This is a genomic window from Halothermothrix orenii H 168, assembly GCF_000020485.1.
Classification (GTDB): Bacteria; Bacillota; Halanaerobiia; order Halanaerobiales; family Halothermotrichaceae; genus Halothermothrix; species Halothermothrix orenii.
On sequence record NC_011899.1, the window covers coordinates 2,211,436 to 2,223,836 of the forward strand.

The following is a 12,401-nucleotide window of genomic DNA, read 5'->3' on the forward strand; positions in this document are numbered from 1 at the left end:
CCGTTTAAATTATTGAAGCTATTTTAACAAAGAAGGTCCCCAATGTCAAGTTATTCAAGGAATGAGCATAAAAAAACAGTTAACCGCAAAAAACGGTTAACTGCTTGCCTTTCAATTATTTCCTGGGTAATGGTACTATCTTATCTTCCAGAGGTTCAGTAGATACAACTATTGTGACCGGTGGTAATCCCTGGACCTTACCTGTCAGCTGTATTTTCCCTGGAGTTCTCCCGGCCCTTATAAAGACAGCACCTCTCCCTACTTCCAGGCTAAAGGGGTTTTCTCCAATTAGTTCCCCCACCCCTTCCAGTTCAAAGAAAACCGGATGATGGGCCAGATGGAGGACCTGTCCGTGCTCATCCTGAAGCTCAACCACAACCCGGGTACAATCAGCACCATCTGCCGTAAGTTTAGTGTAATCCGGCTTTAATACTAACCTCTCCGGCCTGCCAAAGGGATAAATAGTGTGCTCGGCAACCTGTTTCCCATCTATTTTACCGACCGCTTTCAGGCAGGAAATGGTGCTGGCCCCCCACTCCCACCAGGTACAGTCTTTAAAGGTAAAGGGCGGGTGGGGTAAACTGGGGTAATCAACCCGGTTTGGTCTAGCTGATGTTATTAATTTATCACCAACATATAGTTCAACCTCTTCACAGTTACTAAAAACAATAACCTCATCGCCATAATCCTCATTAAAAGATGGGGTCAGGTATCGAGCAATAAATACAACCTTTTCCACATCCGGGTCTATCTGGCTTTTATAAAAATAAGCAGCAAATTTGGGTAACCTGAACATATCACAGACTCCGTGATAGCATACCCTGTCACCTGATCCAAAATCAGCATGGGTATTATAATCAAAGGCACACCACCCTGAGGCCCCTGCCAGATAAGGTACCCCATACTGCTTATCCTGTATATGGGCGTGCCGGACAGCGTGTTTAATTAACCTTTCGACACTATCATAGGCCTTGGTTGGATACATATGACCCATATATTCGGTTATCATATATGGTTGGTGGTTAGGTAATTTAATTTTTCCTTCGAGATTTAACTCAAAATCATTATAAGTAAATACATCTTCCAGAAACTCACTATCCTGAAAATTCCTTATCCCACAGGTCGGCCTGGTACTGTCCAGTCTGTGGGCAATTTCATTTGTCTCAAGGTAAAAATCATGGTTATCCGGAGATTCATTAATTCTAACACCCCAGAGGAAAATACAGGGATGGTTCCGGTCTCTGACTATCATCTCTTCAACATTTCTTTTAGATAACTCCTGCCAGTCCCTGTTCCCGATATGCTGCCATCCGGGGATCTCTTCCAGGACTAATAAACCTATTTCATCACACTTATCTAAAAACGAAGAATCAGCCGGGTAATGGGAAGAACGGACAAAATTTAACCCCAGTTCATACTTCAAAATCTCAGCATCCTTCCTCTGGCCCCGGTCAGGCATAGCATTACCTAGATACGGAAACATTTGATGCCTGTTAAGTCCCCTGAGTTTAAGGGGCTTATCGTTGATATAAAACTTTCCATCCTCTTTAAATTCCACTTTCCTGAGTCCGATTCTGGTTTTATAATCATCAACCAGCTTTCCTTCAACTTTAACTTCAGTATAAACATGATAGAGATAGGGATGGTCAGGATGCCATAACTCAGGTTCTTTTATCTTGACCTCAGGCTGCTCCAGAGAGGTTACACCGGGCTCAAGCAGGTGTCTGGATTCTACCATTGCCACAACCTTACCTTCTTTATTAATAACCTGACTATTTAAGACTATTTTTTGCCGGTTACCTGTTGTGTTTACGAGCTCAAACCTGGGTTTTATAACACCTGCTTCCAGGTTTACATCTTTAAGTTCAATAAAAGACCAGTTAATATAAACAGGGTCTACTATCACCATTTTAACATCCCGGTATATACCTCCAAACAAAAGGTAATCGACCAGGTTGCCTTCCGGGGGAATATCCTTTCTCTGGCTGGAATCCACCCTGACTGCCAGCAGATTATTTTCTCCAGATAGCAGATAATCTGTTATATCAAAACTAAAAGAAGTATAGCCCCCTTTATGCTCACCCACAAACTGCCCATTAACATATATTTCAGCAACCGTCATTACTCCATCAAACTCTACTATCACCCTTTTCCCTTTATACTCTTCTTCCAGGTAAAAAGGGCGCCTGTACCAGGAAACAAACTGATAATCAGATTCTTCAAAATAATGGTGTGGTAAAATCCTGTTGGGATGAGGTAGATTTACTTTCTCCATCCCTGATTGACTAAAATCTATTCCTTTTGCTCCTTCTATATCCTTATCAAGAAAAAACCAGTCCGTATTAAAGTTTAATATTTTCCGTTTCATTAAAAATAACCTCCCCTGTTATCCACAAAAATCACTGTTTGCAATACCTAAACTAGTTTTTTATTTGCCGGATCCCATTGTTAAACCTTCAATAAAGTACCTCTGCAGAAATATAAACACAATCAGTGTTGGAATTGAAGCCAGTAATGAACCGGCCACAAGCACATTCCATGAAGCTATAAAATGACCCTTCAATGTTGCCAGCCCGGCCGTAACCGGTTTAAAACTATCATTCCTGATAAGGACAAGAGCCCAGAGATAATCATTAAAAATCCAGGTAAACTCTAAGGTGCCAACCGCTGCCAGGGCAGGTTTTGATAAGGGGAGATAAATCTTCCAGAATATCATAAACTCTGAGCAACCATCTATTCTGGCTGCTTCTGATAGCTCATAGGGGATAGTCTTCATAAAGTTTCTCAAGAAAAAGGTACAAAATCCCATCTGAAAAACCATATGGATCATAACCAGCCCCCAGTAAGTATTATAAATACCGAGGGTATTAGAAAGTTTAAAGACAGGAATCATTAAAATCTGAAAGGGAATCAACATCCCACCTACAAAAGTCAAATAAATTATAATATTACCCTTAAACTTATAATGAGCAAGGGCATACCCTGTCAGGGAAGATAAAAACAGGGTTCCTATCAGGGCCGGTATAGTTACCACAAAACTGTTATACAGATACCTGCCCACCATACCTTCAGACCAGGCTTTTGCAAAATTAACCAGGCTTAAACTCCGGGGCCTGCTCCAGAAACCATTTGTGAGCAGATCATCCATTGACCTCAATGAAGTTACTATTGCTCCGAAGATGGGTAATAACCAGACCAGAACAAAACTCAGGATAATAGCAAAAATAATCCACTGTTTAAAACCTGACTTTTTTGGGGCTACCTTTCTCTTCTTTACTCCTGTTGTTGTGGGAACAATAGGCAATTTAATTCACCTCATCTTTCATGACCTGCTTCAAATAAATGATAATAAAGCCAAACATAATCAGGAATAAGATCACGGCAATGCTGGCCCCATAGCCCATTCTATAATTCCTGAAAGCTTCAAGATACATAAAATTAGCCAGGACATTTGAGGAGTTAAAGGGCCCACCTTCAGTCATGGTATTAACCATGTCAAAGGCCCTGAATGACTGAATTATGGTAACAACAAAAACAATTACCGTAGATGGTTTTAATAAGGGTAATATAATATGCCAGAATCTCTTCCAGCCATCAGCTCCATCAACCTGAGCCGCCTCAAGTACCGAGACTGGAATGGTCTTTAATCCAGCCAGAAATAAAATCATTACATACCCGACATGTCTCCAGACAGCAGCCGCAATTATACAATATAAAACAAGCCCGGGATCACTTAACCAGCCTCGCGTCAGGTGCTTTAAACCGAGTGCTGTCAGGGTATAGTTTAATAATCCCCCTGAGGGATCATATATCCAGGACCAGATTAAACCTATAACTACAGGAGAAAGGATCATGGGCATATAAATCGAGGCTTTAAACCCGTTACTCCACCTTATTTGATTATTTAATATTAATGCCAGAATAAGGCCAAGGACGACAGGAATGACCATAAAAATAACCAGCCATTTTATATTATTAACCAGTGACACTATAAAGACAGGATCATCAAAGAGCATTATATAATTCTTAATACCTCTGAACCTGGGTGCTCCCAGGCCATCATACCTGGTCAAACTTAGGAAAAACGTATACAGGGTAGGGCCAATAACCCAGATTACATATAAAATTAAAGGAATACTTAAAAAAAACCAGGCTATTTTTTGACGATGTTTGTTCATATTTCCACCAGCCTTTATTAGGATTTGCTGCTTCTTATAAGTATAAATTGGGAAGAGGGAAGGTCCCTCTTCCCGTTTCAATTGTTATTCCTGTTCTGAAAAAATCATCTGTCTCTGCCTTTCAAGGTTATCAAGAATTTTATCTATCTGATCAGGGTATGCCCAGAAATTCATTAATCCGTTCATACCTTTATCAGCCATAGTTGGAGGTGTATCCCTGTCATAGAACTGGGCCAGGGCATCGGTTCCCTGAATCATCTTAACACCCTTCTGGGTTAGAGGCGGGTAGGAATCCATTGGAATTTCATTATTAACCCCGATACGGCCTGTTTTTTCTATAAAGATCATCTGCCCTTCTCTGGAAGCCAGGAACTTGAGGAATTCTTTAGCAAGTTCCGGGTTTTTAGCTTTCTTAGGAATCATAAACCCATCAGTAGGAGTATCTTCCCCAATAGGTACATCTTCATTAATTATAGGGAAGCGGAAAAAGTCAAGGTCTTTAGCTACCTCCTCAGGAACAGCATCCAGAATAAACTGACCCATCAAGTACATTGCAGCTTCTCCCTTAACCATAAACCTTACACCTTCCTGCCAGGAATAGGCAGCCGCATTGTCAACAAAATATCCCCTATCCAGTAACTGACGCCAGTACTCAAATACCTTCTTAACCCGGGGATCATTATATTTCTCTTTACCTTCCATCAACCTGATATGAAATTCGGGCCCATTAACCCTCATGTTGAGATAATCAAACCACCCAGTAGCAGTCCAGCGGTATTTGGTCCCGATTGTTATCGGAGTAATACCGTTTTGTTTGAGGGTTTCACAGACATCTAAAAATTCATCCCAGGTCCGGGGTTCTTCAAGCCCATACTTATCAAAGATGGACTTACGGTAAAACATTCCCCACCAGTACCAGTTATAAGGAAGGAAATAAGCTTTTCCATTAACAAAACTTATACTCCTGAAAGCCCGGGGGAATTTATTGTAAAGATCCGCTTCTTCCCAGACATCAGTTATAGCCATAATTAAACCCTTGTTAATAAAATATTTTGCCCTGTTACCGGCAAACCAGGTGATGACATCTGGTGGATTATCAGAACTTAACCAGATCCTCAGGGCCTTTTTAAAATCTTCATGAGCAGTAGTACTTACCCGGACATCAATATCAGGGTGTGCTTCTTCAAAGGCCTTAATAACATCTTCAAAAGCTTCTTTGGGGACAGGGTCACTGATATAACTGTTAATAGTTAAGACTTTTTTAGCCATAGAAACAGTGGACAGAGAAACCAACAATACCAGGACCAGGCTCAAAACCATTAATACCCTTTTACTCATTAAAAAATCCCCTTTCTTAGAAATTATGTTTTGAAAATCTAAAAAATTAAAACGTTTTAAAATATAAAAAGAAAAAAACCCGTTTTATAACCACCTCCTATATTATATAAAAATAAAAATAGAACTGGTGGAATTTAATCAACTTATAATAATATATTTGTTTTCCGGGGTGATGTAGCTGAACGTCTGATAATTAAGTCGGTGTTGTATATTATAAATTGTTCATTTTTATCAACATGCTCCTCAAATATTAGTTTAAGGAGCAGTTCTGCCGCCTTTTTCCCCATCTCTTTTTTGGGAACATTTACTGTAGTCAGGGGAGGGTTATAAAAGTTTGATATTTTAATATTATCAATCCCACAGATAGAAATATCCTCTGGAACCCTGATTCCTTCCCTGGTTAAAGCCTGTAAAACTCCGATAGCCATCTCGTCATTTAAACAAACCAGAGCTGTGGGAAGTCGGTCATAGTTAAGCAGTTTTGTGCCTACTTCAATGCCACCCTCAATGGTAAGATAGTTATAAAACAGGAACTTATCTTTTACCGGTAAATTGTATTCAGCCATAGCCTTTTTATAGCCTTCCATCCTTTCAAGGCTCTGACCGACAAACCCTATATCCTCATGCCCCAGTTCAATTAAGTATTTGGTCAGTTTATAAGAACCTTCTTTTAAATCAGATTTAATAACGGGTATAAGTTCATTATCTGAACTTTCCCTGTCAATATAAACAACAGGGACATGGTTTCTGGCAAGGTCCAGGATTAGCTCATTATTTCCTTTCATCATCTCACCAAGACAGGCAAAAATGGCACCATCAACCATACCGCTTTTAAAAAGGTTAATATACCTGATTTCTTCTTCGGTTTTATAATCTGTACTACACAGAATTACATTATATTTCTTTTTATGCAAAGTATCCTTTATTGCCTGAGATAACTCAGCAAAAAATGGGTTTTCAACTTCAGGTATTACCAGTCCCACGGCTCTTGTTTTTCTTTTAACCAGAGCACGGGCTCTGGCATTTGGTATGTAATTTAACTCCCGGGCTACCCGGTGAACTTTTAGATAAGTTTCTTCTTTAACTTTATCACTTTCATTTAAAGCCAGAGAGGTTGTCGCCAGTGAAACCCCGGCCTTTTTCGCCACATCTTTTAAAGTAACTGCCATAAGACCAGTCCTTTTTAATTTTTAAAACGTTTTAAATTTTGTTACAAATATATTATATATAAATATTTTCATAAAGTCAAATTTTTTGAAAATTATTTTTTTAAATATTTTACTACCAGAATGAGCCCTGTTCGCAGCTTTCCTATCAAAGGTTTTCTTCTGGTCCGGGAGCGGCAATCAGTTCTAATTGTAAAGCTTTTTTTATAGCCTGAGCACGTTTATTAACACCTAATTTACCATAAATATTGCTTATATGCCATTTAGTAGTACCTACTGTAATATAAAGCTTTTTAGCAATCTCTTTATTAGATAAACCATTAACAATTAACCCCAGAATTTCAAGTTCTCGCTCACTTAGAGGTTCAATCAAATTTTGATTATTAAATGTGCTTTTTTTAAAGTCAAAGGCCTCAAGAATACCAGTAATGAAAGCCGGTGAAACATCTTTAACTTCAGATAAAAGTTTATAAATTACTTCACCCTCATCTAGAAATGCTCTGGTATACCCCTCTGGTCTAGCTAATTTAACTGCTTCAACCAGACATTTTAAAGCCTTATTTTTTTTACCCTCCAGATAACTGATTTTAGTTTGTAAAAGTCTAACAGTAATAAGATTACGCCCCTTAACCCCCAGATTATTAATCCTGGACAAAATAGAGTCAACTTCTTCTATTTTGCGTTGACTCAGTAAAACCCGGGTATAGGTAAACCCCATAAATATCCCTGAAATAGTTATCATCTGGTCAGGGAATTTTTTTATTTCTTCTGCCCAGAGAAAAGCTTTTTCTTTATTGTCTGCTTTTACATATAAATCAGCCTCCAGACAATTCATAAAAAAGATAAGACCCTTTAAACCCAGCTGCTTACCCAGGTTAATTATTTCTTCAACAAATTCTATCGCTTCTTCTTTCTTTCCAAGGGCAAAGAGGGTCTGTCCCATATACCATTCCCCAAGGCCCATAATCCTGACAAAGGACCACTCCTGGCAAAAAGTTATCCCCTTTTGAAGATAACTATAAGCTGATTTAAGTTGGTTATTTTCATATTTGAGGATTCCCAGAGGAATATATATTAAATTGGCCAGGGGATAAATTTTTCCCCTGGAATCGGTATATTCATAAAGGGAATTCTCACAGATTAAAACTGCCTCTTTTCTCTGACCCAGCCAGTTTAAATTTACGGCAAGATTGATTAAAGCAGTAATGGTGCCAAAATGAAAGTCTGTCTTCTTCCCAATATTCATTGCCTCTTTAAAGGTAATAACCGCCTCGCTATATTTCCCCATGGAGGCCTGAACCTGCCCCAGGGATAATAAAGCAGCTATTCGAAAGAAGTGTTCTTTATTATCAATCATGTCTACCGCTTTTTCAGCCATCTCCAGGTTTTTTTCTTGATGATCAAAAAGGACTATTAAGGCTAAAAACAAACCATAATAAGAGTCATTTTTATTAATATCTTCCCTGTCTTTGATAAGCTGGAGATAACCAGCTATTTCCCTCCCCTTTCCAGTCAAAAACAGGCACCAGGTTTTAAAAATTAAGAGTTTACTATTTTTTTTAAGCCTTTTTTCTGGTAAATATTCGAGATATTCTAAAAGGGTTTCAACTTCCCCTTTATTAAATAAATCAATAGTCAGCTTAGTAATTAGCCTCTCTAAAAGGTCTAAATCATCTGCTTCCCTGGAATGATATATGGCCTCATGCAGATAGCCCCTTTCGTCATACCAGCTTGCAGCTTTTTTGTGTAATCCTTTTTTTTCTTCTAAAGAGAGTTCAGAGGTTAAGAAATCCCGGAATAAGTGGTGATAACGATACCAGCTTTTATTTACATCCAGGGGTATGATAAAATGATTGCCTTTATCCAGCTCTGTTATAACACTTTTACTATTACTGTCTTCTGTTAATCTATTACAGATTGAATCATTAAATTTATTCAAAACTGAGGTTTTACAAAGAAAATCCTTGACTTCAGGCTTTTGCCTGACCAGAACCTCTTCAAAGAGGTAATCAATAACAAAACGATTACTTCCCGAAAAATTATCAATAAATACCTTTCTTTCTCCCTCTGCAGACTCTTTTAACGATAACCCGGCAAGCTGTAAGCCAGATACCCAGCCTTCAGTACGAGAATTAAGAAGAGAAACCTCCTCTTCATTAAGAGCTATCTGCAGGTTCTCTTCGAAAAAAGAACTAGCCTCCTGCTTATTAAATTTTAAATCCTTCATTCTTATTTCAGTAAGCTGATTATTTGCCCTCAAACGGCCCAGGGGAATGGGGGGATCCTGCCTGCTAATAATAACCAACTTAAAATCTAAAGGTAGGTGCTCCAGGAGATAAGAAATCCCCTGGTTTATTTGCCTGTTTGAAATAAAATGATAGTCATCCAGAACAATGGTAAGTGGTGCGGGTAAAGCCTCCAATTCCTGGATTAACAAAGAAATGAGGACATTGATAGGTGGCAGCTGGGGGGAAGCCAGTATACTCCTGATTGTTTTCCCAAAACCTTCACTAATTTCCTGGAGGGAGGATAACAGATATTCAAAAAAGGGAACTAATTTGTTATCCTCATCTTCAATAGAGAGCCAGGCATGTTTAATCTTATCCCTTACAAGCCAGTCAGTAATCAGGGTAGATTTACCATACCCTGCCGGAGCAGAAACTAATATTAATTTAGTTCCGTTTTTTCTACCCTCAGCAAGTTTATTTAATAATCTTTCACGGTGAATGATACCAGAAGGTAAAGGTGCTGGATGTAATTTTGTTTTCAAGTAGGCTGTTAAATTAAAGTCTTTTTTAAGATTATAACTCATATATTCAATCTCCTCTTTGACGGTAATTATAACTAAACTATTCTTTTAAAGGTCTTAAACTCCTTTTTTCGACAAAAAAATTTGGTTAGTAAAAAAAGCTATATATTTAAAAAAACCTGAATGGCTTACCGGACTGGTTAACCATTCAGGGCCCTTATTTTTATTCCCTTAAAATTTATAAGTTAAAGCAAGATTTATACCCAAACCACTAAAATCAAATTCTAATCCTTCTGTTTTGATTTTATTATTTCTATACATAACCTTGCCCTGCAAGTCCAGACTTTCTGTAATCTTTAAGTTCTTTTCTACCCCCAATTTATAACCAAAGTTCGGCCCCTCCCCGGCAAAATTAAAGCCATGTAACTCTAAATAATACAAACCCACTGCCCCAAAAATATAGATATCTGGCATCAATTCATAGTTAAATGTTGCCAGGTAGCCTGTTGTTCCTGTTTCATAACTACTATCCTGCCAGGCAACTTCCATAGATTCTATCTCACTTCCAAGGGCAAATTCAGGGGAAATCCACTTCCTGTACCCGATGAAAAAGAAAACACCAGCATCAACCTTTTCTCCCTGAAGATAATTATTTACTTCTTCTAAACTATAGGTGCTAAATCCAGCACCACCATAACCTTCCCAACTTCCGATTTCGGCAGCACAGGCAAATTCTGAAACCACAAAAATAATCAGCATGAAACTAATAATCAAACAGATATTTTTCATTCATTATTTCTCTCCTTTGTTTTTAAATTAAATAATCCACTAAAATTTATCATAATCTTATTTCCTGTCCAAAAGTTTTTTAAGCATGAGCAGTTATTGGAAATGCATAATTATCTAGACTAAAGTTACCTTTAACAAACAGGTAGTCATCCTCTTCAACCTGGTCATAAGTTCTGCTCTCTAATTCAAGTCCATTACTATCCGGAGTAAAATGAAAGATTGTTTCTATTGTTTTTGAATTTTGAAAGCTGGCCAGTATTCTTTTATAATCAATCTTAAGCCGGGAGATAACATCATAGATATGCAGCATGCCTCCTTTAACTGAAGCAATGACAATTAGGCCTTCATCTTCACAGTAATAGATGTTATTATTAAATATCTCCAGGCAATACCAGTAAAGAATATCTTCATTATTTGCTATAAAGAAATCATTTGCAGTAGGTACCCTTGATTTGGTAATCTCCTTTAATATTTTGATGTCCTCTAGATTTCCCATATCCAGTCTTCTAAAATTATAACCTGCTTCCCCGGGGTAAACATCCCTGGTAAAAAACTGAACCTGCTCTCTCCTTTCAAAACCAAAAGAGGGATAAAAGTCAAGGACATTTTTGTTAGCAAAGAGAAAAATGGCATCATAATCTTTTTCGTATTCTTTCAGAACATGTTTCATTAAATCTTTTGCCAACCCCTTGCCCCGATAGGTACTATCCGTCATAACCGTCCCTAACTGAATTAATCTTCTTTCTGTTTCTCCCATCAGTAATCTCATTTTTGTTATAGAAACATTAGAGACAATCTTGTCCTCATTAAGGAAAGAATAACAGATATAATTATCTCCCCAGAGACCTTGCTGGTACCAATTTTCAAAACTAATCCCAAATACCCTTTTGGCCAGATCATTGAAACTTTTTCTTAAAATATCATTATTTTTATAATCAGAGATCAATTTTAAATCCTTTAAATTCATAAAATCCACCTTCTTTAATTGAAATAGGTTTCTGGTAATACTTTATTTACCATAATGTCATGAAATTTGTCTGGTTCGGTCCATATTTCCCCATGGGCTGAATGCTCAAACCAGATTAATTCTTTACTGGGAGCCTGCAGGTTTTGATAATACTCTTCGATAAATTTGGCAGTATAATCATGCTTTCCTATCAGATAGTAGACTGGAATTTCAAGTCTATTTGCCTGTGTAACAAAATTTATATCCTGTAACTGGGAATACACTAGAGGATATGTCTTGAGTAAACCCTGAAAATACCTTATCCTGTCCAGCCAGGAATATTCCTTGAGCATTATCATACTACTCAGGGTATACCACTCCCTATTCTTTTCATTAAAGGGATTTTCAGCCCTATAATAACCGGCATAACTGGTCAGAAAAAGTCTATATTTATTTAGCATCCCCTCTCCATAATAAGGGGGTTCACCTGATGCCATTAATTTACTAACTAATTTATCATCACCGGCCTTCCGGGCTGCATTTAGAACATAGCGGTACATATATTGGTCTGTTTTTGCGATATTTACCATCTGGGCAGCACCAATATAAGCATAGAATTGGTCAGGGAATTTCTGAACAGCCATTGTACCAATGATTGTTCCCCAGGAATGACCTAATAAATATATTTTCTCTTTATTAAACCTCTTTTTAAGATACCCGGTCAATTCATTAATATCTGCAACATATTGTTCAACAGTCATAGACTCTTTATCTTTTATTGCAGGATAGGATTTTCCACACCCTCTTTGCTCCCAGTTGACCACTATAAAGTCATCTTCTAAATCCTTATTATACTTTAAAAACCTTCCCATTTCACTGGCTCCTGGCCCACCGGAAAGAAGTAATAAAATTGGATTATTAACACTTTTACCCCTAATAACTACCCACTGTTCCACTCCACCCAGCTCAATTTTCTCCATTGTTGCAATACTTCCAGGAATAACCTCTCCATTGGCATCCAGAATTGGTTCAGTACCTGCTGGCATAATAAACATCAATCCTATTAAAGCAATAACGATAACAGTCATAGACATAACTACCTTTCTTTTATTAATTGATTTTTTCATGTTAACCCCCGATATTAATTATAATTTTAGTAGTATTAAAAAAGCTATCCATAATTTTATTAGAATAAACGCCACTACCCGTTTCCAGATACTCCTTCTCTTAAATGG

General features: G+C 37.7%; 9 protein-coding genes. All 9 read right to left on the reverse strand.

Annotated elements, in window-relative coordinates; genetic code table 11:
* Positions 1–115: 115 nt before the first annotated feature.
* The 9 genes from HORE_RS10590 to HORE_RS10630 all read right to left on the reverse strand — a co-directional run bounded on the left by HORE_RS10590 (position 116) and on the right by HORE_RS10630 (position 12,293).
* Positions 116–2,368, reverse strand: a complete 2,253-nt coding sequence (locus HORE_RS10590; RefSeq protein ID WP_015923763.1) for a glycoside hydrolase family 2 TIM barrel-domain containing protein — start codon at positions 2,366–2,368, stop codon at positions 116–118.
* Positions 2,369–2,428: 60 nt separating this feature from the next.
* Positions 2,429–3,304: a carbohydrate ABC transporter permease gene (locus tag HORE_RS10595; protein ID WP_015923764.1), complete on the reverse strand. Its 876-nt coding sequence runs from the start codon at positions 3,302–3,304 to the stop codon at positions 2,429–2,431.
* A 1-nt stretch (position 3,305) separates the two neighbouring features.
* Positions 3,306–4,178, reverse strand: coding sequence for a carbohydrate ABC transporter permease (locus tag HORE_RS10600; RefSeq protein WP_015923765.1), 873 nt, complete (start codon positions 4,176–4,178; stop codon positions 3,306–3,308).
* A gap of 84 nt (positions 4,179–4,262) precedes the next feature.
* On the reverse strand, positions 4,263–5,516 hold the full coding sequence (locus HORE_RS10605; RefSeq protein WP_015923766.1) for an ABC transporter substrate-binding protein: 1,254 nt from the start codon (positions 5,514–5,516) through the stop codon (positions 4,263–4,265).
* Positions 5,517–5,659: 143 nt separating this feature from the next.
* On the reverse strand, positions 5,660–6,685 hold the full coding sequence (locus HORE_RS10610; protein WP_015923767.1) for a LacI family DNA-binding transcriptional regulator: 1,026 nt from the start codon (positions 6,683–6,685) through the stop codon (positions 5,660–5,662).
* 145 nt (positions 6,686–6,830) lie between these two features.
* Complete coding sequence (locus tag HORE_RS13125) at positions 6,831–9,494, reverse strand: winged helix-turn-helix domain-containing protein (protein WP_015923768.1); 2,664 nt, start codon at positions 9,492–9,494, stop codon at positions 6,831–6,833.
* Positions 9,495–9,662: 168 nt separating this feature from the next.
* Positions 9,663–10,220 (reverse strand): hypothetical protein, encoded by a 558-nt coding sequence (locus tag HORE_RS10620; protein WP_015923769.1) that lies wholly within the window; start codon positions 10,218–10,220, stop codon positions 9,663–9,665.
* Between the two features lie 79 nt (positions 10,221–10,299).
* A complete protein-coding gene (locus HORE_RS10625) occupies positions 10,300–11,187 on the reverse strand; it encodes a GNAT family N-acetyltransferase (protein WP_015923770.1) in 888 nt (295 codons plus the stop codon).
* Between the two features lie 14 nt (positions 11,188–11,201).
* Positions 11,202–12,293 carry an alpha/beta fold hydrolase gene (locus HORE_RS10630; RefSeq protein WP_015923771.1) on the reverse strand — a complete coding sequence of 364 codons (1,092 nt, stop codon included), beginning with the start codon at positions 12,291–12,293 and terminating at the stop codon, positions 11,202–11,204.
* Between the last annotated feature and the right edge of the window lie 108 nt (positions 12,294–12,401).

What these genes read in the sequence shown, in the direction of transcription:
- HORE_RS10590 (WP_015923763.1), bottom strand. Translation starts at nt 2,368, where the DNA reads ATGAAACGGAAAATATTAAACTTTAATACGGACTGGTTTTTTCTTGAT.
- HORE_RS10600 (WP_015923765.1), bottom strand. Translation starts at nt 4,178, where the DNA reads ATGAACAAACATCGTCAAAAAATAGCCTGGTTTTTTTTAAGTATTCCT.
- HORE_RS10605 (WP_015923766.1), bottom strand. Translation starts at nt 5,516, where the DNA reads ATGAGTAAAAGGGTATTAATGGTTTTGAGCCTGGTCCTGGTATTGTTG.
- HORE_RS10610 (WP_015923767.1), bottom strand. Translation starts at nt 6,685, where the DNA reads ATGGCAGTTACTTTAAAAGATGTGGCGAAAAAGGCCGGGGTTTCACTG.
- HORE_RS13125 (WP_015923768.1), bottom strand. Translation starts at nt 9,494, where the DNA reads ATGAGTTATAATCTTAAAAAAGACTTTAATTTAACAGCCTACTTGAAA.
- HORE_RS10620 (WP_015923769.1), bottom strand. Translation starts at nt 10,220, where the DNA reads ATGAAAAATATCTGTTTGATTATTAGTTTCATGCTGATTATTTTTGTG.
- HORE_RS10625 (WP_015923770.1), bottom strand. Translation starts at nt 11,187, where the DNA reads ATGAATTTAAAGGATTTAAAATTGATCTCTGATTATAAAAATAATGAT.
- HORE_RS10630 (WP_015923771.1), bottom strand. Translation starts at nt 12,293, where the DNA reads ATGAAAAAATCAATTAATAAAAGAAAGGTAGTTATGTCTATGACTGTT.